Raw genomic sequence first — 21886 nt, 5'->3', positions numbered from 1 at the left:
CCGGGGCCGGCCTGGCAAGAAACAGCAGCGCCGCGCCCGTGCCGGGTTGCGCGGGGGCGCTGCTGATCCCGCTGTTACCAGGAGCAGGACGCCCATAGCGGTAATCGAGACGGTGACGTATTCCGTGCGCTGGTCTCCCGTCGCCATGTCCACGACATAGGTCTTTCGCGCGACCCGGACGCCACGGCCAGGCGCCCTGCCAGCCGGCCTCCAAGGATTCCTGCCAGCCCGGAGGCAATGAAGAACGGTCCCAGCCCGCTCAAACCGCCGGTGCCGCGTTCTTCCGCCATGGCGACAATGAACGGCGGGCTCAGGACGGATACCAGCAGCAGTACGCGCGCCCCAACGAATCTGCGGAAGGGCTGTTCTTCCCGCAGCAGGCTCCAGGACCGCGCGAGCCAACCACCGTCGTCGTTATTTTCTGCGGGGACGCCAGCCAGTTCCTTAACAACGCAGGCGAAGGTCACCGGGGCTGCATGTCCGGCCGCCCCGGTGATCCAGACCGCTTCCGCTGCCCGACTCGCGGACCGGTACGAGGAGAGCCCGATAATCCATGACGGAACGCCGATGGAGGCGATCAGCCAGACCAGTACCGTCGAGGCGTTGACTACCTGATCGGCGGCATTTTTCAGGGCGTGGGCGATAATGAGGCGGAGGCCGGGTTATTTCGTCTCAGGCGTCGTCCGTCTCCGGGCGTGATTCGGACCCGGACCCAGCTTCCGGGTCCGGGTCTGTCTCTGGTTCGGGAGGCAACGCGCCGCCTTCGCCCTTCCACCGGTGCAGCTGTTTCTCCGGTACCTCGCCTGTGTCAATTTTTCGGGTCTTGCCCGGGCCACTTTCGGCAGACTTGTCCATGCCCAGACTGTAGGCCGTCATCAGTGGGAGGGCAAGGGCCGCGCTGGCGACAGCCTGTGCGGCAGAACCGTGATCGAGAAAGTCACGGATGATTGATCTGAGTTAATAGGAGTGGACGAAGCATGCCGGGGTACCGAAGCGCCGGAATGCTCCGACGGAAGGGGTGCACGCAGTGGATCTGGAGACAACGACAGTCGAGGTCGAACGCGGTGTCCGGGAGGCAGATCAGCGCCGAGTGGCCAACATCCTCTCCGGGCTGGGCCCGGTTGAGGCCGTCCAGCTGCTGGAACGGCTGAATGCCAAACGGCGGGTGACGGTCTTCCTATTGCTGAGCAAAGAGGCAGCGCCTCTGGTGTTCGAGCGGCTGGATCCGGAGCTGCAGCGCGAACTGATCCTCCGGCTGGAGGCCTCCGAGGCAGCAGCGATCTTCGCCACGCTTCGGCCTGAGGACCGCGCGCGCCTCCTCGATATCACTCCCGCCCGGACCGCCGAGCGTTTACTCGCCGGACTCCCGCCCGCCCAGCAGGAAATCACCTCCGCACTGCTGCGCTACCCCAGAGGGACCATAGGGCACTGGATGAGGTCGGACCCGTTGTCCCTGCACCCGGAGCTGACGGCTGCCCAGGCGCTGGGACTGGTCCGGGATTCCACAGACAAGGTCGACACGCTCTGTATCCTGCCGGTGGCCGATGCAGCCGGCCGGCTCATCGGTGTGGTCACCCTGCCCGATGTTATCGGCACCAACCCGGAGACCCATATCGCCGACATCATGCGGACGCCCGAGTCTGTACGCGTGGACATCCCGGCTGAGGAGGCGGCCAGGCGTTGCGCGGACTTGAAACTGCTGGCTGTGCCCGTCGTTGACGAGGCAGGCCGACTTGTCGGGAGTCTGACGGTTGCCGACGCGTTGCGCATTCTGGAAGACGCAGAATCCGAGGATACGGCACGTGCTGGCGGCAGCGAACCGCTGCGCAGGCCCTATCTCGCGACGCCGGTGATGCGCCTGGTGCGATCCAGGGTGGTGTGGCTGCTGATGCTGGCCGTATCGGCGATCCTGACGGTCCAAGTCCTGGAAATCTTTGAGGCGACGTTGGAGCAGATGGTGGTCCTGGCCCTGTTCATCCCGCTGCTCACCGGAACCGGCGGAAACACCGGAAACCAGGCCGCCACGACCGTGACCCGTGCTTTGGCGCTCGGGGATGTGCGGATCCGGGACATGGGGAAAGTTCTCCTGCGGGAAGTACGGGTAGGAGCGGCCCTGGGCGTCATGCTCGGTGGACTGGGCTTTGCCCTGGCTTCGATCTTCTACGGCGCAGGGGTGGGACTTGTCATCGGGCTGACATTGCTGAGCGTGTGCACCATGGCAGCGACGGTCGGCGGGGCTATGCCCCTGATCGGCAAGTCCATCCGGGTCGATCCGGCCGTTTTTTCCAATCCGTTCATTTCAACCTTCTGCGACGCTACCGGCTTGGTGATGTACTTCCTGATCGCCCGGACGGTCCTGAATCTATGACGAGCCCCAGCGCGACGTTCACAGGTTAGCTGGCTGGCGGCTGTGGAGTAGGGTCGGCCTCGCCGCCGTCCTTCCGGAATGTGCTGATCATTCCATTTGGTTCCATAAAGGCGTATTTCACTTGATCCAGATTTTCAATACCCTGCAGGCGCAGTTGGGCCTCGATTTCCTCACGGCCCATAAACTCCCTCCTCATGAGGTGTTTGTTCAACTGCCCGTTCTCGATCAGTGACCTCTTGCTCGGCTTAAGGATCTTTCTGACCGATGGAAACTTGTAGGCTACTGCATCGAGAACAACGCTCCAGGCCAAGATCGTCACCACCAGGATCAAACCGTCCGTGACGGATGTGGAATCGGGGGCGAACGCGTGGGAGACGGCTTCCGCGAGCAGGACAACGACCAGGAGGTCCGTTAGCGCCAACGAGCCTGACTCCCGTTGCCCCGTCAGCCGGAGGATGAAGGTCAGCCCCAGAAACAGCAAGCTGCCCTGCACAACCAATTCGGCCACGGGAAGGGACGGATCAAGAATTGAAGCCCAGTCCATCGAAATACCTCCTGCGAACCCACGATGGCGGCGCATTCCCCGCCTCGATCGGGGGATCGGGGAGCAGCGCAGCCCTGGCCGTCCAGAATAAGTAAGTATACTTATAAGATTGGATTTCGGGCCAAGTCGCTGATCGCAGTGCGGTTTCCGATGGCACCGATAGGCGAGCGTACAAGCGGTCGAGCTACCACAGCCGGGAGGGGAGTTTATGGCACCATCCGGAGGGGACGAGCGCGAGAGTCGGACCATCGTCCTGGGCCTGATGGCCGATCCCGGGCTGCCGGAGCTCGTGGCCACACGATTGGGAGACACACTGCCGGGCAAGTTGTCCGAAAATATCGACGCCGCGGTGCGGTGGGAGGTTTCCGTCATCCGTGAGACCCTCCCGCTCGACGCGGACGGCGATGTCCAACTGGAGCGGTATTCGAAGGATCTGAAACAGCGCCATCACTGGGACCTTTTGGTCTATGTGACGGACTTGCCCCGCTACGTCGGAAACGAGCCCCTGGTCAGCGACGTCAACGTGGCCCAAGGTGTCTGCCTGATCTCGTTGCCCGCCCTGGGCTGGCCACGGGTCCGGCGCCGCACTTTGCAGGCGGTGCTGCATGCGGTAGCGCATATGATCGAAGCGTCTTCCGCAGAAGAGCCGGCCGACGATGAAAATGCGGACCGGCTCGCCCCGGTGCATGGCGTTTTCTCCTCTGCCAGAGATGACGGGAAATACTCGTACCTGTCGGGACTGCGCGGACGGCTACGGCTGATGTTGGGAATGATCCGCAGCAACCAACCGGGCCGGCTCCTGCCATCACTGTCCAGCGCCACCGCTGCCGCAATCGGCACCGGCGCCTTCGGCATCTTCTACGCGTCCATCTGGAACATGGCCGATTCTTCCAGCCCCCTCCGCTTGGCAGGAATCAGTGTCCTTGCCGTTGTCTCGATGACAGCATGGCTGATCGGGTACAACGGACTGTGGGACCGGCGCCGGCTCCACGGACTGGCCGGCCGCGCAGGCATGGATAACGTCGCTACGGCCATCACCGTGGTCCTCAGCGTTGCAGCGATGTACCTGATTCTGTTCGCGGTGCTGTTCCTGGGGTCCTTGGCGGTGATTTCCGGGGACTACCTGCAGTCACAGCTGAAGCATCCCGTCAGCCCCATCGATTACGCGCGGCTGGCGTGGCTCGCCAGTTCCCTCGGCACCTTTGCCGGCGCGCTGGGGTCCAGTTTCGACAGCGACGAATCCATCCGGGAAGCAACCTACAGCAGACGACAACAGGAACGGCGGAAATTAGCTGATGAAACATCCGGTGGCCGGGAGTGAGGCGGATCCGTCAGATGGATGGAGGGAAAAACCGTAACCCGTCGCCCGCCGGAGGCCAGACATGGGCTTGCCCTTGAACTAAGACAGAGCGTCCACCATGCTGGCAGTACCGACAGGCGAACATAATGTCTCCTGGCAGAACGAGGAACAGACTTCCTCGGAAGGGTGCACCCAATGCTCCGAGTGGCTGTACTGGCAACCGGCGGGACCATCGCGTCGAGCAAGGGTGCCGATGGCGCATCGGTAGCAAGCCGGGGCGTGCAGGACCTCGTGTCGGGGCTCGGGGCTGGGGACGTAGCGGTGGAAGCGCGGGATGTGCTCCAGCTCGGATCCTATTTGTTGGCACACCGCCATCTGCGCCTCATCGCCGAAGCCGTCGCCGAGGAGTTGGCCCGGCCTGAGGTTGACGGGATCGTAGTCACCCACGGTACGGACACCATGGAAGAAACGGCCTACCTGCTGGACCTGGTGCATGACAGTCCCAAGCCCGTGGTGTTCACCGGTGCCCAGCGGCCGGCCGATGCCGCTGATACTGACGGTCCGGTAAATCTTCGCGAAGCAGTTGCCGTTGCGGCGGCTTCCGAGGCCCGCGGACACGGCGTGCTGATCTCCTTCGCCGGACAGATTTTTGCCGCACGGGGCACCGGCAAGGCCCATACCGTGGCCCCGGCTCCGTTCCAAACGGCCGACGGCGGTCCGATCGGCCGCACCGACGGGACATACGTCCGCTTGGCGATGCAACCGCTTCGGGCACCCGCGTTGGCCCGGCCGACGCCGGCCTTTGACAGCACCCGGGTGGACGTAGTCAGCGCTTACCCCGGAGCCGATGCCGCGCTCGCGGCCGCCGCTGTGCAAGCCGGTGCTGCCGCCGTCGTTATTGCGGGCACCGGGGTGGGCAATGGCAATCACGCGCTGTGTGCCTGGGCGGAAGAAGCGGTGCGGTCCGGCGTCGTTGTTGGGCTTTCCACTCGTGTGGCGGAAGGGCCGGTGGTTCCGTACTACGGCAATGGCGGTGGCGCCGATCTTGTACGGGTAGGGGCCGTTCCACTGGGCTCGCTGCCGCTGTTCCAGGCGCGCATCCTGCTGGCGTTGCTGATCTCCGGCGAGCGGCGGCCCGAAGCACAACTGCTGGAGCCGTACCTCTGAGGAAGGAAAGACATGGCAAAGGAAATCTTCGTCGCTTTTGGAATTGATGTTGATGCGGTGGGCGGTTGGCTCGGTTCCTACGGGGGAGAGGACTCGCCTGATGACATTTCGCGCGGTGTTTTCGCCGGTGAAGTAGGCGTTCCGCGGCTGAACGCGCTGCTGGCCAAGTATGAGCTCCCGGCCACCTGGTTCTGGCCCGGCCACTCCATCGAGACCTTTCCCCAACAGTTCGACGAAGTTATTGCGGCCGGACACGAGATCGGCGTCCACGGCTACAGCCATGAGAACCCGATCGCGATGAGCAGGGAACAGGAGACCGAGATCCTGGACTACTGCATCGACCTGATCGAGCGGAAGTCCGGCAAGCGTCCGACTGGCTATGTGGCGCCGTGGTGGGAATTTTCCAAGGTCACCAACGAACTGCTGCTGGAGCGCGGCATCGCGTATGACCATTCACTGATGCACCGCGATTTCGAGCCGTACTACGTGCGCGTGGGCGACAGCTGGACGAAGATCGACTACGACCAGCCGGCCAAGACCTGGATGAAGCCGCTGGTCCGGGGCGAGGAAACCGATCTGGTGGAAATTCCGGCCAACTGGTACCTGGATGATCTGCCGCCGATGATGTTCATCAAATCCAGCCCCAACAGCCATGGATTCGTCAATCCGCGCCAGCTGGAGGAAATGTGGCGCGACCAGTTCGACTGGGTCTACCGGGAGCGCGACTACGCCGCTTTCACCATGACCATCCACCCGGATGTTTCGGGCCGGCCGCAGGTGCTGCTCATGCTGGAGCGGCTGATCGAACACATCAGTGGCCACGACGGTGTCAGGTGGGCGGACTTCCACACCATTGCGGAGGATTTCAAGGCGCGCAGCCCACGGTCGAAGTAACGGGCGAAGTGGCGACCGGAGGCGAAGTAACGGCTGGCAGCGGCTGGCAGCGAAGTCACGCGGTTCCCCCGGCCGTTGCCGGATCAACCGGCTGGCCGAAGGCGTGGACCAGCCACGCACCAAGCTGATCCCGCCAGACCAGGGTGACAACGGTAGCGCCGTCTGCCGGACGGCTGCTGCCTGGCGTGGTTCCTGCTGCGGCCGTCGGGAAGATCCCGACGTAGGCCACTTTGGGATCTTCCTCCGCGGGCTCGGCCACCGCGGCAACGTCCCAAACCGGAACCTGCTGCAGCTCCCGCGCCGCGGCGCTGAAATCTCCCCAATGTGCCCGGGAACCGGGTGTCACCAGGCTTTCGAGGGTGTTCCGGAAATGACCGGGGTCCATCAGCGCCTCGCAAAACAGCCGTGCGACTTCCGCTGCATCCTGCAGGTCACCCGCCGGTTCCGCCGGTCCGGCTCCACCCTCGGTGCGCGTCCGGTTCGTCCAACGGCTCTGCGGCGGCTGATCTTTGTTCATGCTTTCAGCGTAGGACCCGCCCCCGACCAGATAGCGTTCATTTTGCACCGCATTGCCCACCTCGCCGGAATGCGTGGCTGACTGAGGCAGTAGCGGACGCGCGTTTTACCTCGCTCGGCGGTAAAACGGACGTACTAGCTCACCAGCTGGGGACGCCTCCCGACTAAGCAACCGGATGGCGGGCCGTCTGGTTCACGACGGGATGACGGCCACGCCGGACCGGTGGATGCGGGCGGTGCGGCAGCAGGTGCAAGTACTCGGGATGCTCATACATGGTCTTCTTCACCAGCGGGTCCATGGGCCGCACCATCAGTTGGCGGCGGTGGACGAAGTCCAGGGCGCTGATAATCAGGAAAGTGTCCAGCTGCTTGTTTCTGAAGCCGCGGTCGATGGTGGTTTTGAGGAACCAGATTTCTGCACCCTTGATGCGGTAGGTCAGGGTCCCGGCGACGGTTCCGTCCGAGAAAATGATGAACTGGGAATGCGTGGGGTCATCGCGAACGGCAGGCATCAGAGTCTCCTCTTGCTTCCGATGGTGCGCAAGGCGCGCGCCAGTTACTGCATGAGACGCAGAGACCCCGTTGAAGGTTCAGTTTCGGAGGAAATTATTTACGACGGCGGCTGCTTCCCTTCGGGCCCGAAGATGAACTCCTCGGCATGGGCCACGGCCTTCTTGAAGGAATCATTGCGAAGGGCAAGCTGTGCGGCGTCGTCCTGGGTTTCCGCTTCGATGTACTGCGTGAAACCGGGCCGCAGAACCCAGATGCCGCCAGCGGGTGGCAGATAGAAAACGGCGAAGGACCGGTGCTTCCGGTCATCCTCCCATATAGGGACGACGGCGACGCTTGCGCCGGTGTCCACATTGATCCACTGGGCGCGGGGACGTGGCTGGTCCTCGTCGAACACACTGGGATTCAGGAACGGGGCTGTGCCCTCGCCCCAGCGTTCCTCGAAGCGCTCGTGGAAGATGGGAAATAGGGTTGAATCGTAGCGCCGCCAGTTTGACACTTTGCGGTCCTTTCTCGTGATATTCGGGTCAGGCTAGCCCAGGAACCATCGCCGGACCAGCAGATCAAACACGTCCCGCGGCGGGCGCAGGGGCGAGACCGGAGGAAACAGCCAGACCGTATCTTCGGGCAGCGCCGTCCAGCCCAGTATTACCGGCTCCGAATCCTGCACATCCAGGGCCACATGGCGTGCGCGGGACCTCGGCCGGGCATCCGGAACCGACGCCGCGCGATGCTGTCCGCGGTTGTCATAGGCGGCCCGGCGCCGGGGATCGCCCAGCACGGTGTAGGCATCCAGGATGCGGGCCATCGTGCGTGCCGCAGCCCGGGCGGTTTCCGGATCTGCCGAGAGCTGGAGGTCGGGGTGATGCCGGCGCAGCAGCAGACGATAGGCGCGGCGGATCTGTTCCTGGTCCGCGTCGCGATCCACCTCAAGGACCGCGTAGAGATCCTGCTCTTCCATCTCGGTTCTCCTCTGCAGTCTTCCGTCCGCACAGGGCACGGCTACGGATGCACCGAAAGTGATCATGGCAGGGGCGGTTGCCCTGCAGCCAGACAGGGCAACCGCGAAATCCCGCCGAATATCAGCCTCCTTGTGCGTCCTTCCGTTCTCCTTCGGGTTAGGCGTTGATCTGCTGCTGGGTGTCGCTGCTGTTGATTTCGATCTTGCGAGGCTTGGCCTGCTCACGGATCGGGATCCGCAGAGCCAGCACCCCGGCGTCGTAATTTGCTGTGACCTTGTCCGTGTCCAGGGTGTCGCCAAGGACGAGCTGCCGGCTGAAGGTGCCGGTGGGCCGTTCCGCGGCCACTACTTCTTTCTCGTCATCCAGCCGGGACTTGCGCTCGGCGGCTACGGTAAGGACGTTGCGCTCGACATCCAGATCAATCGTTGCGGGATCCACGCCGGGCAGGTCGAGTTCTACCACGAACTCGTCGCCTTCGCGCCAAGCGTCCATGGGCATGGCGGCGGGACGGGTCTGGGATCCGAAGACCTGCTGGGTCAGCCGGTCGAGCTCCCGGAACGGATCAGTTCGCATCAACATGGTTGCCTCCTTCAGTTCTTCTCTTGTTAGTCGGGCAGATTATCTATCTCTGCTGACACAGATATTATGACGCTGCGCTACAATATTTGCAAGAAGTGCGGAGGAAGAAATTGGGCAACGACGACGAGCGGCGGCTGCGGGCAGAGCAAGGCGTCTATGGCATCTCGGTGGCCGCGGACCTGGTGGGCGTGGGTCAGCAGACACTGCGGCTATACGAGCGCAAGGGCCTGGTGGAACCCGGGAGAACCGAGGGCGGCACGCGCCGCTACAGCGAAAACGATGTCGAGCGGCTGCGCCGGATCGGCGAACTAGTGGACGACGGACTGAACCTGGCCGGCGTCGACAAAGTGCTGCGGCTGGAGGAGGTCAACGCCGCGCTGCAACGGGAACTGGACGCGGCCAAGGAGCGGGACCGGCGGCAGAAGCGGTCTGCGAAGCAGGGCTAAGCGGTCCACGAGGCGCGTCCCGGCGCCTGCTATGCCGTCTGGCTGTCAGCGGACGCTATCGGCAGCGATGGCCGTGACCGGTTTGGGGAAATCAACCGCGACATCCACCTCGTGCCCGAGCGACTCCAGATACACCAGGTGGCTGGCGGTTTCCGCCAGCGCGAGCCGCAACGAGAACCCGTTCAGGGATGCCCAGCCGCGGGACCAGGTCAGCTCGCGCGCAACCTCCCAGACCGAGCCGGGAGCCTGCTCACGCAGGACCAGCAGTACTTCATCCGAGCGGGCCTGGTTGTGGCGTGCCAGTTGGGCCACCCGGCGGGACAAACCGGTAAAGCGGTACTCGTGCGCCGGGCAGACCTCGACGTCGCCGCCCAGATCGATGGCGGCGAGGGAGTCGAAGTAATCGGCCAGGGGGTTTGGCAGGCCCTCGTGTTCGAGGGAGATGTGCGGGGAAATCCGCGGCAGGACGTGGTCGCCGCTGAAAACCAGCCCGTTGTCTTCATCGACCAGGCAGAGGTGGCCCGGAGTATGCCCCGGAGTGGAGACGGCGCGGACGTTCAGCCCGGCGACGGGAAGCATTTCGCCGGAGGCCAGCGGGAGATCAGGCGACAGCAGTCGGGGGCGGTTGGCGCGGCGGGAAAAAGTCAGCTCTTCCAGCCGGTCCTGCGGCACACCCCAGTGGCCGAGCCGGAACATGTCCGCCTTCCGTACTTCGTCCACCTCGCGGGACGGATCCGGAATCCATTCATCCCCGTCCATCGCCAGCCAGGCGCCCGATGCGTCCTTCAGCCGGCCGGTCATGCCATGGTGGTCCGGATGATAGTGGGTGACCACAATACCGGTCAGGTCCCCGGGGGTTATGCCGGCTTGCTCCAGCCCGTCCACCAGATGCTGCCAGCCGTCGTCGCTGTCCCAACCCGGATCAATCAACACGGACGCTCCGGTGCCGAGCAGCAGGTAGCTGATCGTGTACCGCAGCGGATTGCCCGGGAATGGCACCGGAATGGACCAGACGTTGGAACGCAGCTGTTCCACCGGCGGGAATTCCTTGGCGTGCCACGCCCGGTACTGCTCGCGGCCGGTGACGGTGATGACTGGTTCTTCTGGCATCCGACCAGTCTAGGTCAGCGCAGCACGATCGCCGTGGCCGTTGCCGGCGATGCCCCCGTTTCCACAAAACCGGAAACGTTAGCGTCCGGATGCTTGATGATGTCGGTGATGGAGCCCAGATGCCGGGACAGATCCACCTTGTCCTCCGGTGCGGCCAGCAGCAGCTGGAAGCCGAATTCCTGCAGCGCGTTGATGCCGGCGCCGGCGTATTCGGAGTTCGCTTGGATGAAGGCCTCATCGATCATCACCGTGCCGTAGGTGCTGTAACCCTGGCTGGCAATGCCGAGCTGGTACGCCAGCGCGGCGCCCATGATGAACGAGGTGAAGCGCTGGCCTTCGCCGCCGGAGAGCGTGCCGGGTTCCAGCCCGGTTTCGATCTCCCCGTTGGGGTGGTGCTCGTTGCAGCTGATGGTGACATGCTGGCGCACATCCAGGACGGTGTCCCGCCAGTGCTGTTTCGCCGGATCGTTCAGCGCGTCCACCAAGCGTTCCAACGCCTTATAGCTGGCGGCCATCTGCTCCGGAGTCTGCTTGACGTAGGCATTGCCCAGCGCGTTTTTCAGATCTGTGCGGAAGGTGCGGGCTTCCTCCGGAACGCTGGTCCGGACCTCGAGCTTGAGGTGGCTGCCGTTGTCGAAGGGGACGTCGTCCAGAATCTGGTTCAGCGGCAGGATGCGCTCCTCGATGGCACGGCGTTCCTCCTCCAGCATCTGCAGCAGGTCCGAAAAGCGCTCGTAGGAGCGGTTGTTGAAATACTCCCGGAACTCCTCTTCGCGCTGCGGCAGGCCTTCGGAAATGATGTCGTGGTACAGCTGCTCATACTGCGCGGCGCTTTCGACGCCGGTGCCAAAGGAAGCGCTCAGATGCTCGCCCCAGTCGCGGGCAAAGAATTTGAAGGTATCCGTCAGCGCCGTCTCCGTTTTGTGGAGCTCATCGCTGAGGGTGGCAGCGGCGTCCTTGAGCTCCAGGGCCAGCCGGTGGAAGGCGGTTTCCAGTTCCTCCAGCCCCGTCGGTTCGCCCAGCGGTTCCAGGTAGCGGCCGATGGCCTCGGCAGCCCACTCCGCCGGCGGGTTTTCTTCGGCCCGGCGGACGGTGTTGTGCCAAGCGGACTCGGCATTGCGGAACTGCTTGTCCAGCTCCTGGAGGTCGTGGCGCAGCACTGCGAGCCGGCCAACACTGGCCTCCAGCTCGGACTTGGCAGCCTTGAGCTCGGCGTGGATTTCCGCGAGGGTGGCGCTGCTGTCCACCGCTTCGCGCAGCCGGTCCTGCAGGCCTTCCAGCACTTCGCGCTGGGCGCTGCTGTCGACGTCGGACCATGGACGGGTATCGGAGGCGACACGATGGAGCGCGTCCAGCCGCCCGGCGAGCACGTCCTTGGCCTTGCTCCGCTGGTCGGCCAGTTCGGTGGCGTCCGCATGCTCCCGCAGAATGCGCTCCGCCTGCGCTTCGAGCAGGGCGATCTTGTCCGTGTTGTTGAAGCCGAGCAGGTAGTCGCCCGGATTAACCTTCCGGGTGTCCCGTTCGAAGGTGTTCTTGTTCAGCTTGAGGGTGCCTGCGAGGCTGATCGCCTTGTCCTCGTGATGCAGCTCGGCGTCGGAGTCCACGCAGGTGAAGGCGTAATCACTGGTGATTTTCTGCTTCAACCAGTCGCCGGCCTCCGAGTTCTTGAATTCGAGTTTGCCGACCAAATCACGGTCTCCGGCGGTTCCCGGGCGCGGGGGAGTGGCGATATTGATCCAGCGCAGCTTGCCATGGCTGTCCAGCGCATCGATTGCCTTCGTCACCGTTCGGATATCGTCACCGCGGATCAGAAGCGTGGTGGCCAGCGACCGCAGGGCCTTCTCGGCGGCAGGCCGCCACGGCAGGTGCTCCGGGGCGATGTCCACCAGCTCGCCGGCGAACGGCATGTCCTCAGGTGCGATGCCGGTTTCGGCGCTGATCTGCCGCCGGGCGGCTGCGCTGGCGCCGTCGATGTTGTTGCCCCGCCGGGCGTAGGACGCGATCTCGGCGCGGAGCTTCTTCTCCCGGTCCTTGGCGTTGATGCTTGCGGCAACGGCCTCATATTCGAGGGTCTTGGCGGCTGCGGCCTCGGCGGTGAGCTCTTCGACGGCGGCCGCAGCCTGCTTGCGGGCAGACGCCAATCCGTCGGTCGACCACTCAACCTGCAGCCCGGCGTCGTCAATGTCTTGCTGCACCTGGGTGAGGACGCGCTCGCGCTGCGCCAGTTCCACCGAGGCGGCGCGGATGTCACGCTCCAGCGCTTCAATCGCGCGGCCGCCGTGGCTGGCATGCTGTTCATCCAGCCGCTGGACCTGCGCCTCCAGGTTCTCCTTCGCCGCGGCTTCCTCCCGGATCCTCAGGGTCTTGGCCTCGCGCTGGGCGGTGAGTCTGGCCGTTTCGGTTTCGAGGAGCCCGGCTGCCAGCTGCTGGCGGACCCGGGGCAGCTGCACCTCGGCCAGTTCCCGGTTCCGCTCCAGCTGTTCGCGCAGTTCCCGGTAGCGCAGGTGCTGCGCCGGTACCTTCGCCAGAGCATCGCGCTGGCCGGTGGCCTCTTCCAGCTGGCGGTAGATCCCGCGCAGGTGGCTGAAGTCCTCGATGGCTCCCGCGGCCGCCTTGAGCGTGGACGGGATGTCCAGCACCTCGTAGCGGAAGAACTTATTCACACCCTTGTCCAGACCCTTGCCGTTCTGCAGGGTCCGCAGCAGACTGAAGGCCTTGTCATTATCGATTCCCAGCCGGCGGCGGAAGCGCTCGGCGAAGGCCTTGTGCACGTCGAACGCCTCGCAACCGGGCAGCGCGGCATGAAGGGAGGTAGGGGAGAAGCGCCGTCCGCCGTGGTTTTCCAGCGCCTCGGTGTCCAGCGGCTTGTTGTGGATGACGTAGTGCTTGCCCACCTGGCCTTCAAGCCCGTTGGCCGGCAGATCAAAGAGGGCGGAGATGGTGACCTGGCGGCCGAGGCCGTCGTCGAAGACCAGTGCGACGGCGGACCAGGTGGCGCTGGGCCGCTGGTAGGTAGTGCCCGCAGCGGTTTTGGCCTTCCGCCCGCGCATGTAGCTGTAGGTGGTGCGGCGGTCCTTGCGGTTGCTGGCCTCGTTGGCGGACTCATTCAGCCGGGGCGCGGCATAGAAGATGTGCTGGATGCCGTCGAAGAGCGTGGACTTGCCCACCCCGGGGTGGCCGGTGAGCAGTGTGCCGGCGCGGTCCACATACATGGTGTGCCGGCCGTGGAACGTGCCCCAGTTGATCACCTGGATTTTGCTCAACCGGTACTGGCCGGGGTTGATCTCCTCGCCGAACGGGAGCGTCTGGGCAATGCTCACAGTTCCTCCTCGTTTGCGGTGGTGTTGTTAGGGACGGTGCTGCCGGAAGCGTGGCCTTCGGCCTCCGGGGCGGTCAGCTCAGGATCCAGGAGCTCGGGATCCGGCAGTTCCTGGTCGAGCAGGTCGGGGTCCAGCAGTTCCTGGGCGTCGCTGCGGGCCAACGCTTCGATGTAGGCCGGGATCTGGTCGATGCTGTCGAACGGCAGCGCCATGGCCAGCGCGTTGCTGACCCGGTACACGCCGGCCAGCTCGGTAGGCAGCAGCAGCTTCAACGCAAGCAGACGGGAGATGGAGGCATCGGTCAGCTCTTCCAGCCGCTTGTCGTCCACGGTGCCGAGCTGCCGGTGTTCTTCGAGGATCTCCCGGGCGGCGGCGCGCGAAATCGTGGCGTCGGTGCCGGAGCCGGCGTGCCGGTCCAGCAGCAGCCGCAGCCGCAGGGCCAGCAGCGTTTCCTCGCGCCGCAGCGGCTTGCGAGGCTGGATGGCGGTGGTGTGCGGGGCGTCCACTTCGGCCGGGGTGAGCATGGCGATCTTCCGGTCCGGATCCACGCTGAGCACCAGGAAGATCTCGCACAGGTAGTCGGCGATGACCTGCCGGTTGTCCAGCACGGTGGTCCACAGCCGGGGGTCGGCAACGCCATCGATGTACGGTCCGCGCAGCAGCCGCACGATCGTCTGGCGCAGCTGCAGCGGGAAGGTACCGGTGTCGCCGTCGAACAGTTGCCGCTCCGCGCGGTACCCGCTCGCCGCAATGTCAGCTTCCGTCTCGGTCATTTGCTGTCGTCCTTTGAGTCTGTTGAATCTTTGGTGAACGTGACGAGCGGGAGGTAGGCGGTGCGCTCGACGCCGTCGATCTGTTTGTAGGTGAGGACCTCGAACCGGTCGCCGGTGATGTCCTGGTCCGTGTTGCGGGCGGCGAGCACCAGGCCGCGGACTGAGTTGATGTGGCGCTGCTCGGGCGGCAGCAGCCCGAACGCCGCGCCCAGCGTTGCCCTGCCGTCCGTCGCCGCTGCGGTGGCGGCGCTGATCGCCTGGCGGATGGCACCGGCGTCGGCCTTGGGCGTATTGGGCGTGCGATGGATGTCCGTGTCGCTGAGCGCCGGCGGCTCGGCAAGCCGGGGAGGCGGGACGTGGTCCTCGGGGTTGAAGATCCCGATGCCCGCCAGCGTTTCGAACTCCGGCAGGTACAGGTTGACGGGAACCGCCGGCGTGCGGGTCTTCAGGTCCGGCGAGTGGGCCACGGCCAGCTCGGCCGAGCGGATGGCCTTGCGCAGCAGCATCGACTCGCGGAACTCGTCGCTCTGGACATAGGTGTGCAGGCTCTCGGAGAGACGGCCGTAGATGGCATGGACTTCGGAGGCCTGGCGCCGCAGCTCCCGCACCATGTTGGCCAGGGTGTTGCGCTCGTCGGAGCTGAGATCGGAGACGAAATCGCGCTCAAGCACCTCCCGGACAGCCTGGCGGAAGCGGGCCTGCTGCTGCGGGTTGTTCAGGAACTCCGTGAAGCCGCGGAAGGTCTCGCCCTCGGCGGTGCTGCGCAGCTGGCGGTCGCCTTCGAGCACCTGGCCCACGGCCACGCCCTTGGCCACGCTGGACTCCATGATTTCCTGCCGGATGTTGTGCAGCATGGCCTCCACGCCGTCGCGCATCCGCTTGAAGTCCGCTGGCAGACTGGAAGCCAGGTCGAGGATGCTGCGGGCCGCGGCAACGGAGGTTTCGTGTGGGAGGACCGCGGGTTCCTGGCCGGTCTCCAACGCCTGGATCTGCGCCTGCCGCTCGGCGATTTCTGCCTCAAGCTGCCGAATTCTCGCCGCCGGATCCGGGTCGGACTCGTGGGCGAGCGATTCAATGCTGTTCAGCAGGGCGCTCAACCGGGAGCTGTTGAGATTGGTCCGCTCCTGGGTGAAACCCTCGATGAAGTTCAGCACCCGCTGGGTTTGCGCGGTGGGCTCGTAGACAAACTGTCCGTCCACCATCGGCCGGGCGAGGAACTGGTTGCGCACCCAGGAATCGGCATAGTTGGCTGCCTGCCACTGCTCGTTGAGATTCAGGTTCTCGTGCCGGAGTTCCTTCAGGAAGGCAGCCAGTGCCGCGTGGAATTCCTCGAGCCCAATCCGCGGCCGGTTCGGGGTGAACTCGGCCCGGAAGAAGGCGATGGTCCACGGTGCCGCGGAGAGCAGCTTCCAGGCAGGGCTGAGCCTGAAGTCCTTCTGGGTGTGCCAGTTGGAGACAGCTTGTTCAGTGGAGCGCATCAAGAACTTTCTGCCAGTGCCTGGCTGCGGAGGGGACCCATTGATCTTAAGGGATGCAGCTCCGGGTGGCAGAATCACGAGGTGCTCTCGAGGAAGGTGCCGAAACGGTTGTCATCTGCGGGCAGCCGGATCTATGGTCAGACTGACGCAGTGCACATGGTCTTCGGAAGGTTCTCCATGACCAACTTGATCTATTCGGCGATCGCCTCACTGGACGGGTACATCGCAGACGAGCAGGGCCGCTTCGACTGGAGCATGCCGGATGAAGAAGTCCACGCCTTTATCAACGATCTTCAGCGGCAGATTGGTACCTACCTCTTCGGCCGGCGGATGTATGAGGTCATGACTGCTTGGGAGGGTCTGTCCAACGACGCCGGACTGCCGGCTGTCGAGCATGATTTCGCAACAATGTGGGATACGACGGACAAAGTCGTCTACTCCAGAACCTTGGAGACTGCCTCCAGCGCGAGGACCCGGATCGAGCGCAACTTTGCCCCGGACGAAGTCCGCCGGATGAAGGACGAGACGGACCGCGACCTTGCGGTGGGCGGATCCGAGCTCGCGGCCGAGGCGCTCAGGGCCGGGCTGGTGGACGAGTGCCACCTTTTCCTATCGCCTATTGCTCTGGGATGCGGCAAACGCTTCCTGGCCGACGGAATCCGGATCGAGCTTGAACTGTTGGATGAACGCCGTTTCGGAAACGGCGTTGTTTATCTCCGCTACGGCGTGGGAAAGAGTGATCGCTGATGTCCGGAATAGTTGCCGCCCATGGCCCCTTCGACCCCGAAACCGGGAAGCGGATGCTGGACCGATTATCGCACCGTGGACCTGACGGGGTGGGGTTCCGCCAATGCGGACCTTCCTGGCTGGGGAACCGGTATCTCGCCATCGTCGATCCTGCACACGGCGGCCAGCCCCTGTCCGGCAGTACCGAGGACATCTGGCTGGTGGGTGACGGCGAGATTTACAACCACCAGCGGATCCGTGCCAGGCTGGGCGCGGACCGCTTCCACACCGGCTCGGATCTGGAAGCGGCGGTACAGCTCTACGAAGAAATCGGGGTTGCCGCCTTCGAAAAACTCTGGGGTACGTTCGCCTTGGTCATTGCGTCGGAGGACGGGCGGTTTGTAGCGGCCCGTGACCCGCTCGGGCTGGCACCCCTGTACTGGGCCCGCCAAGGCCAGACAGTGTTGTTCGCCTCGGAGATGAAAGCCTTCGACGAGCAGTGGCGCCCCTCGGTGGAGCCTTTTCCGCCGGGACACGCCTGGACGCCGGAAGCCGGTCTCATTCCCGGTCCCGTTTTTCCTTCCGGTGCGCCGGTGCTGCTTAAGAGCCGTACCCCGGAGGAGGACCCGCCCACCTGGGTCTTTGACGCACTGCGCGAGACCTTGGTGCGCGCCGTCGAAAGGAGCATGCAGGTCGACGTTCCTGTCGGCGTCCTGCTTTCGGGCGGGGTGGATTCGAGCATCGTGACGGCCATTGCGTCGCGGATCGCCGGCAAAAAGGGCAAGACCCTGAAAACGTTCGCCGTGGGAATGGCCGGTAGTTCGGATCTTGCTGCGGCGCGTGTAGTGGCCGAGCACTGCGGGACCGAGCATCATGAGCACGTCTACACGGCCGAAGATGCCATCGGTCTGGTCCCGCAGGTGATTGCCGAGCTGGAATCCTTCGACCCGACTCTGGTGCACAGCGCCGTGCCTAACCACCTGGTATCCCGACTCGCACAGGACCACATCAAGATTGTGCTGGTCGGCGAGGGGGCGGACGAGCTGTTCGCCGGATACTCGCACTATGGCGAACACAGTAGCGGCGAAGCCCTGCATCAGGACCTGCTCGACACCATCGAAGGCCTGCATATCGGCGGGCTGCAGCGGGTGGACCGCGTCGCCGGGGCGCATGGACTGGAACCGCGGTTGCCGTTCCTGGATCTGGACATGGTGGAACTTGCCCTGGCACTTCCGCCGGCGTGGAAACTTACGAGCTCCGAGCGCCCGGCGAAATGGCTGCTGCGCCGTGCCTTCGATGGTTGGATACCGGATGAGGTGCTGTGGCGGCCCAAGGAGCAATTCGGCCAGGGCACAGGCATGAACGATGTGCTCCGCGGTCACTTTGGCGCCACAATCTCAGACGAGGAACTCGCCCGCGAATCCGATGTGCTGGATCCGCCCCTTCGCACCGGGGAGGAATTGGCGTACTACCGCATGTTCACGACGGCGCTGCCGGGAGTCAATGCACAGAAGACAGTGGGCAGGTTCGTCGAAGCCTGAACCTGCCCACTGCGCTCAGCCCAGCAGGCCTTCGCTTTTGAGCCACTCCTCGGCGACGTCGCGCGGCTGTTCGCCGTCGTTGTCCACGCGGCCGTTGAGCTCGGTGACAACCTCATTGGTCAGTTCGGCGCTGATCGGAGCCATAATGTCAGCGATGGCCGGGAACTTGTCCAACGTTTCCTGCCGCAGGGTCAGAGCGCCCTGGTACTCGACGAAGAATTCCTTGTCGTCTTCGAGCACGGTCAGGTCATTGGACACGACGCGGGCGTCGGTGGAGAACACTTCACCAAACGGGCAGGACTCGCCGATCTGCGTGTAGATCAGGTTCAGATCGAGCTCAACAACTTCGCTGAACTCGAAGCCATAGGCCTTTTCAAGCCCCGGCAGGCCGTCGTCGCGGTTGATGAACTCGCTGGCCGCACAGACGGCTCCCTGCTCGGGATTTTCCTGAATGAATGCTGCCGCTTCAGTCATGTTCGTCAAGCCGTTCTCTTCGGCAAAGGCAGACTTCACCGCAATCCGGTAGGTGTCGTCGAACGGTGCGGGTTCCAGCCACACAATGCCGTTTTGAGCATCCTCTTCGGCTACCGCGGCGTAGAGGTCCTCCGGCGCGTCCTCGGTGGTGTGGCCCAGGATGTTGACCCAGCCGGTCCCGGTGTAGTCCCAGTACATGTCAACTTCGCCCGACTCGAGTGCCTCGCGGACGGTGGCGCTGCCGGAGATGCCGGTGCGGTCCTCAACCGTGGCACCTGCGTTCTCCAGGGCGACGGCGGTGATCTGGGCCAGCAGGATGGACTCCGTGAATTCCTTCGAGCCGACGGCCAACTCGGCGCCGGCCAGCTCGCCGGTGCCGTTCCCACCGCCGTCGTCTCCGCCGCCACAGCCGGTCAGCAAAAGCATGCCTGCCCCCAATGCAGCAGCCACTTTGATCCTGGCGCTCATCGCTTTCATGATTCCTCTTCTCCTCGTTCTGATCGTGCTTTCACAGGCCTTTGGGCCGCAGGAAGTCTTCGGCAATACCAGCGAGGTAATCGATCAGCAGGGCCAGCACGGCTGTGAGCGCGGCACCGACAATCTGCACCAGGACCCGGTTGGTGGAAAGCCCGGCAACGATGATGTCCCCGAGCCCGCCTGCGTTGATGTAGGTGGTCAGCGTCGCGGTGCCGACATTGATGACCAGGGCGGTCCGGACGCCGGCGAGGATGATCGGGACGGACAGCGGCAGCTCCAGACGGGTCAGCACGCCGAACTTCGAGATTCCCATGCCACGCCCGGCTTCGAGGACGGATTCGTCCACCTGCTCCAGCCCGACCATGGTGTTCAACAGCACGGGGATTATGGCGTACAGGACCAGGCCCACCACCGCTGCCTGGAAGCCCAGGAAGAGGAAGGCCACGGCGAGCAGCACCAGGACCGCGATGGTCGGTACGGCCTGGCCGATGGTGAGCACGGTCAGCAGATAGGGCCGGATCCGGCGGGTGAATGGCCTGGTCAGCAGCACTCCCAGCGGAATGGCGATGACCAGGGTGAGCAGGGTAGACACCGCCGTGAGCTGGACATGCTCCCAAATGGCCTTCGTCAGAGACGCGGCGTTGAGGGAGCGGGCTTCGATACTGTCCAGCTCCTGGGAACTGACATACAGGTACAAGGCCAGGCACACCAATGCCAGCAGGGCCGGCATCAACAGGTAGCCGGTCAGGGTCCGGCGGTGGTGCGGCGGCTCGGCGGCCGCGACAATGCCGGTACGGACACCGGCGCCGGTATCGCTCATGGCTGCCCCCCGGTGCTCCCCGCCTCAGCGCCTTCGGCCAGTCCGGCTCGTGCTCTGGCGACGGCGCTGCTGCGCATGCCCCGGATGGCTTCATTGATCTGCTCGATATCCACTACGCCTTGGTAAATCCCTTTGGCATCCACGACGATGGTCACGCTGTAGCGGGCGGTGATCAGTTCGTTCAACGCGTCGCTGAGGGTGGCACGGGGCTCGACCATGGCGCCGGCGGGCAGCCCGATCTCATCGAGCGGACGGCCGGCGCCACGGTGAAGGTCATCAGCACCTACCCAACGTCGGGGCCGCCCCGACTCATCGAGTACCAGCAGGGCGCTTCGGTCGGATCGGCGGAGCATGTCCAGCGCCTGGTTGTGGTCCGTGCCCAGCTGGACGGTGGGCCATTGCGTCAGTTCGATGTCGGACACATGGCTAAGATTCAGCCGCTTCAGCGAGGCGCCGTTGCCGATGAAATCGGAGACGAAGTCGTTGGCCGGCGCGGTCAGGATCTGTTCGGGGGTGTCGTACTGGGCGATTTTTGATGCGTCTTGCAGGATGGCGATCCGGTCTCCCATCTTGATTGCTTCGTCGATGTCATGGGTGACGAAGACGATGGTCTTGCGTACTTCGGACTGCAGGCGCAGGAACTCGTTTTGCAGCCTGTCCCGGGTGATTGGATCGATGGCGCCGAAGGGTTCGTCCATGAGCATGACGTCCGGGTCTGCGCCGAGCGCCCGTGCCACACCCACCCGCTGCTTCTGTCCGCCCGAGAGCTGTTTGGGATAGCGGTTGCGGTAGGACTCGGGCGCGAGGTTCACCATCTCCAGCAGTTCGTCCACCCGCGCACTGACGCGCTTGCTGTCCCAGCCCAGCAGCTTCGGAACGGTAGCGATGTTCTCGCCGATGGTCAGGTGCGGGAAGAGACCCACCTGCTGGATGACGTAGCCGATACGACGGCGGAGTGCGTCCGGATCCGTGGTGGTGACGTCCTCGCCGTCGAGAATGATCCTGCCCGAAGTCGGTTCGATGATCCGGTTGATCATTTTCATGGTGGTGGTCTTGCCGCAGCCGGAGGGACCGACGAGCACGACAATCTCGCCTTCGTAGATATCCAGCGTCAGGTTGTCGACGGCGTTGTGTTTCTGCCCGGGGAACCGCTTGGTCAGGTTTTCCAACCGGATCATCACCTTGCCGGTGGATCGGTTGTTCACGGTTGTGCTGGTCATCGGATTCCTTGGGAGGTCGTGAGCTTGCGGATGACGTAGAAAAAGGCGTCGAAAAGGACGGCCAGAATGATGACGCCCAGCGTTCCGGCCAGGACCAGATTGACGGCCACGGGTGTACCGACGCGCGCCAACCCGGTGAAGATCAGTTCGCCGTAGCCCGGTCCAAGCACAATGGCGCCGATCGCGGCGATGCCGAGCAGGACCAGGGTGGTCACACGGATACCGGTGATGATGACCGGCCAGGCCAGCGGTAGTTCGATGCGCAGCAGCCGCTGGGACCGGCTCATGCCCATGCCCAGTGCGGACTCGACGATGGCGGGGTCTACCTCGCGGAGCCCGGTGATGGTGTTGCGGACAATCGGCAGCAGCCCGTACATCGTCAGGGCCACGACTACGGGCATGGCCCCCAGGCCCAGCGGCCCGATGAGCAGGATGAACAGTGCAAAGGACGGCACTGTGAGGAAGGCGCCGGTGATGGCGAGGACAACTTCGCGCGGGCGTTCCCGCTGGTAGGTAGCAATACCCAGGCCTACACCGATCACAGTGGCCAGCAGGACGGAAACTCCCACCAGGACTGCATGCTCGATGCCCAACTCGAGCATGTCGTCACTGCGGTTAATCAGGAATTCGAAGAAGTCCAAGCAGTTCTCCTCTACATCTC

The 21886-nt window shown here is 64.2% G+C and carries 23 protein-coding genes; 7 read left to right on the top strand and 16 right to left on the bottom strand.

Annotated features, from left to right (window positions below; genetic code table 11):
- Positions 1–74: 74 nt before the first annotated feature.
- On the bottom strand, positions 75–467 hold the full coding sequence (locus tag HGO92_RS03435; protein WP_169991821.1) for a hypothetical protein: 393 nt from the start codon (positions 465–467) through the stop codon (positions 75–77).
- Positions 468–672: 205 nt separating this feature from the next.
- Complete coding sequence (locus tag HGO92_RS03430) at positions 673–855, bottom strand: hypothetical protein (protein WP_169991820.1); 183 nt, start codon at positions 853–855, stop codon at positions 673–675.
- Between the two features lie 172 nt (positions 856–1027).
- Here HGO92_RS03430 and mgtE point away from each other — a divergent pair, with 172 nt between their 5' ends.
- The gene (mgtE, locus tag HGO92_RS03425; RefSeq protein WP_169991819.1) at positions 1028–2368 is read left to right on the top strand and encodes a magnesium transporter; all 1341 of its coding nucleotides are present in this window, start codon (positions 1028–1030) and stop codon (positions 2366–2368) included.
- Between the two features lie 25 nt (positions 2369–2393).
- Here the strand turns inward: mgtE and HGO92_RS03420 are convergent, their stop codons facing one another.
- Positions 2394–2912, bottom strand: coding sequence for a DUF421 domain-containing protein (locus HGO92_RS03420; RefSeq protein WP_169991818.1), 519 nt, complete (start codon positions 2910–2912; stop codon positions 2394–2396).
- A 208-nt stretch (positions 2913–3120) separates the two neighbouring features.
- Between HGO92_RS03420 and HGO92_RS03415 the strand changes: the two genes are divergently transcribed.
- The 3 genes from HGO92_RS03415 to HGO92_RS03405 all read left to right on the top strand — a co-directional run bounded on the left by HGO92_RS03415 (position 3121) and on the right by HGO92_RS03405 (position 6273).
- Positions 3121–4233, top strand: a complete 1113-nt coding sequence (locus HGO92_RS03415) for a DUF2267 domain-containing protein (protein WP_169991816.1) — start codon at positions 3121–3123, stop codon at positions 4231–4233.
- 174 nt (positions 4234–4407) lie between these two features.
- Positions 4408–5379, top strand: coding sequence for an asparaginase (locus HGO92_RS03410; RefSeq protein WP_169991814.1), 972 nt, complete (start codon positions 4408–4410; stop codon positions 5377–5379).
- A gap of 12 nt (positions 5380–5391) precedes the next feature.
- Positions 5392–6273 (top strand): polysaccharide deacetylase family protein, encoded by an 882-nt coding sequence (locus HGO92_RS03405; RefSeq protein WP_169991812.1) that lies wholly within the window; start codon positions 5392–5394, stop codon positions 6271–6273.
- Between the two features lie 55 nt (positions 6274–6328).
- Here HGO92_RS03405 and HGO92_RS03400 read toward each other — a convergent pair whose 3' ends face one another.
- From HGO92_RS03400 to HGO92_RS03380, 5 genes are all read right to left on the bottom strand, one after another.
- Positions 6329–6790, bottom strand: a complete 462-nt coding sequence (locus HGO92_RS03400) for a hypothetical protein (protein ID WP_169991810.1) — start codon at positions 6788–6790, stop codon at positions 6329–6331.
- A 163-nt stretch (positions 6791–6953) separates the two neighbouring features.
- Entirely contained in the window at positions 6954–7301 is a 348-nt protein-coding gene (locus tag HGO92_RS03395) for a GNAT family N-acetyltransferase (protein WP_169991808.1), read from the bottom strand.
- 98 nt (positions 7302–7399) lie between these two features.
- Positions 7400–7798, bottom strand: a complete 399-nt coding sequence (locus HGO92_RS03390) for a hypothetical protein (RefSeq protein ID WP_169991806.1) — start codon at positions 7796–7798, stop codon at positions 7400–7402.
- A 33-nt stretch (positions 7799–7831) separates the two neighbouring features.
- Positions 7832–8260 carry a DnaJ domain-containing protein gene (locus tag HGO92_RS03385; RefSeq protein WP_169991804.1) on the bottom strand — a complete coding sequence of 143 codons (429 nt, stop codon included), beginning with the start codon at positions 8258–8260 and terminating at the stop codon, positions 7832–7834.
- Between the two features lie 157 nt (positions 8261–8417).
- Complete coding sequence (locus HGO92_RS03380) at positions 8418–8840, bottom strand: Hsp20/alpha crystallin family protein (protein WP_169991802.1); 423 nt, start codon at positions 8838–8840, stop codon at positions 8418–8420.
- A 110-nt stretch (positions 8841–8950) separates the two neighbouring features.
- On the opposite strand from HGO92_RS03380, the gene HGO92_RS03375 reads away from it, so the two are divergent.
- Positions 8951–9286, top strand: coding sequence for a MerR family transcriptional regulator (locus HGO92_RS03375; RefSeq protein ID WP_169991800.1), 336 nt, complete (start codon positions 8951–8953; stop codon positions 9284–9286).
- A gap of 45 nt (positions 9287–9331) precedes the next feature.
- On the opposite strand, the gene HGO92_RS03370 is transcribed toward HGO92_RS03375, so the two are convergent.
- The 4 genes from HGO92_RS03370 to HGO92_RS03355 are packed head-to-tail and all read right to left on the bottom strand — an operon-like array spanning position 9332 to position 15967.
- Positions 9332–10396 carry an MBL fold metallo-hydrolase gene (locus HGO92_RS03370; protein WP_169991798.1) on the bottom strand — a complete coding sequence of 355 codons (1065 nt, stop codon included), beginning with the start codon at positions 10394–10396 and terminating at the stop codon, positions 9332–9334.
- Positions 10397–10410: 14 nt separating this feature from the next.
- Complete coding sequence (locus HGO92_RS03365; protein WP_169991796.1) at positions 10411–13716, bottom strand: ATP-binding protein; 3306 nt, start codon at positions 13714–13716, stop codon at positions 10411–10413.
- A complete protein-coding gene (locus HGO92_RS03360; protein ID WP_205834106.1) occupies positions 13713–14489 on the bottom strand; it encodes a DUF4194 domain-containing protein in 777 nt (258 codons plus the stop codon). The genes HGO92_RS03365 and HGO92_RS03360 overlap by 4 nt, the downstream gene beginning before the upstream one ends.
- On the bottom strand, positions 14486–15967 hold the full coding sequence (locus tag HGO92_RS03355; RefSeq protein WP_169991794.1) for a DUF3375 domain-containing protein: 1482 nt from the start codon (positions 15965–15967) through the stop codon (positions 14486–14488). The genes HGO92_RS03360 and HGO92_RS03355 overlap by 4 nt, the downstream gene beginning before the upstream one ends.
- 177 nt (positions 15968–16144) lie before the next feature.
- Between HGO92_RS03355 and HGO92_RS03350 the strand changes: the two genes are divergently transcribed.
- Both HGO92_RS03350 and asnB read left to right on the top strand, forming a co-directional pair.
- Entirely contained in the window at positions 16145–16714 is a 570-nt protein-coding gene (locus tag HGO92_RS03350) for a dihydrofolate reductase family protein (protein ID WP_169991792.1), read from the top strand.
- The gene (gene asnB, locus HGO92_RS03345; protein WP_205834105.1) at positions 16714–18234 is read left to right on the top strand and encodes an asparagine synthase (glutamine-hydrolyzing); all 1521 of its coding nucleotides are present in this window, start codon (positions 16714–16716) and stop codon (positions 18232–18234) included. The genes HGO92_RS03350 and asnB overlap by 1 nt, the downstream gene beginning before the upstream one ends.
- 15 nt (positions 18235–18249) lie before the next feature.
- Here asnB and HGO92_RS03340 read toward each other — a convergent pair whose 3' ends face one another.
- The 4 genes from HGO92_RS03340 to HGO92_RS03325 are packed head-to-tail and all read right to left on the bottom strand — an operon-like array spanning position 18250 to position 21866.
- A complete protein-coding gene (locus HGO92_RS03340) occupies positions 18250–19185 on the bottom strand; it encodes a glycine betaine ABC transporter substrate-binding protein (protein ID WP_169991790.1) in 936 nt (311 codons plus the stop codon).
- A 31-nt stretch (positions 19186–19216) separates the two neighbouring features.
- Entirely contained in the window at positions 19217–20005 is a 789-nt protein-coding gene (locus HGO92_RS03335; protein WP_169991788.1) for an ABC transporter permease, read from the bottom strand.
- Positions 20002–21225, bottom strand: a complete 1224-nt coding sequence (locus HGO92_RS03330; protein WP_169991786.1) for an ABC transporter ATP-binding protein — start codon at positions 21223–21225, stop codon at positions 20002–20004. Before HGO92_RS03330 ends, HGO92_RS03335 begins: the two co-directional genes overlap by 4 nt.
- A complete protein-coding gene (locus tag HGO92_RS03325) occupies positions 21222–21866 on the bottom strand; it encodes an ABC transporter permease (RefSeq protein ID WP_169991784.1) in 645 nt (214 codons plus the stop codon). Before HGO92_RS03325 ends, HGO92_RS03330 begins: the two co-directional genes overlap by 4 nt.
- Positions 21867–21886 lie beyond the last annotated feature (20 nt).

Source organism: Crystallibacter degradans (genome assembly GCF_012952295.1).
GTDB lineage: Bacteria > Actinomycetota > Actinomycetes > Actinomycetales > Micrococcaceae > Crystallibacter > Crystallibacter degradans.
Note: the sequence above shows the minus strand (reverse complement) of the source record. Positions and strands in the feature narration are given on the sequence as shown.

Bases quoted from the DNA above. Each gene is read 5' to 3' on its own strand.
- HGO92_RS03340 (WP_169991790.1), bottom strand. From the start codon at position 19,185: ATGAAAGCGATGAGCGCCAGGATCAAAGTGGCTGCTGCATTGGGGGCA.
- HGO92_RS03385 (WP_169991804.1), bottom strand. From the start codon at position 8,260: ATGGAAGAGCAGGATCTCTACGCGGTCCTTGAGGTGGATCGCGACGCG.
- HGO92_RS03335 (WP_169991788.1), bottom strand. From the start codon at position 20,005: ATGAGCGATACCGGCGCCGGTGTCCGTACCGGCATTGTCGCGGCCGCC.
- HGO92_RS03360 (WP_205834106.1), bottom strand. From the start codon at position 14,489: ATGACCGAGACGGAAGCTGACATTGCGGCGAGCGGGTACCGCGCGGAG.
- HGO92_RS03395 (WP_169991808.1), bottom strand. From the start codon at position 7,301: ATGCCTGCCGTTCGCGATGACCCCACGCATTCCCAGTTCATCATTTTC.
- HGO92_RS03330 (WP_169991786.1), bottom strand. From the start codon at position 21,225: ATGACCAGCACAACCGTGAACAACCGATCCACCGGCAAGGTGATGATC.
- HGO92_RS03415 (WP_169991816.1), top strand. From the start codon at position 3,121: ATGGCACCATCCGGAGGGGACGAGCGCGAGAGTCGGACCATCGTCCTG.
- HGO92_RS03380 (WP_169991802.1), bottom strand. From the start codon at position 8,840: ATGTTGATGCGAACTGATCCGTTCCGGGAGCTCGACCGGCTGACCCAG.
- HGO92_RS03370 (WP_169991798.1), bottom strand. From the start codon at position 10,396: ATGCCAGAAGAACCAGTCATCACCGTCACCGGCCGCGAGCAGTACCGG.
- HGO92_RS03430 (WP_169991820.1), bottom strand. From the start codon at position 855: ATGGACAAGTCTGCCGAAAGTGGCCCGGGCAAGACCCGAAAAATTGAC.
- HGO92_RS03405 (WP_169991812.1), top strand. From the start codon at position 5,392: ATGGCAAAGGAAATCTTCGTCGCTTTTGGAATTGATGTTGATGCGGTG.
- asnB (WP_205834105.1), top strand. From the start codon at position 16,714: ATGTCCGGAATAGTTGCCGCCCATGGCCCCTTCGACCCCGAAACCGGG.
- HGO92_RS03410 (WP_169991814.1), top strand. From the start codon at position 4,408: ATGCTCCGAGTGGCTGTACTGGCAACCGGCGGGACCATCGCGTCGAGC.
- HGO92_RS03350 (WP_169991792.1), top strand. From the start codon at position 16,145: ATGACCAACTTGATCTATTCGGCGATCGCCTCACTGGACGGGTACATC.
- HGO92_RS03355 (WP_169991794.1), bottom strand. From the start codon at position 15,967: ATGCGCTCCACTGAACAAGCTGTCTCCAACTGGCACACCCAGAAGGAC.
- HGO92_RS03400 (WP_169991810.1), bottom strand. From the start codon at position 6,790: ATGAACAAAGATCAGCCGCCGCAGAGCCGTTGGACGAACCGGACGCGC.
- HGO92_RS03420 (WP_169991818.1), bottom strand. From the start codon at position 2,912: ATGGACTGGGCTTCAATTCTTGATCCGTCCCTTCCCGTGGCCGAATTG.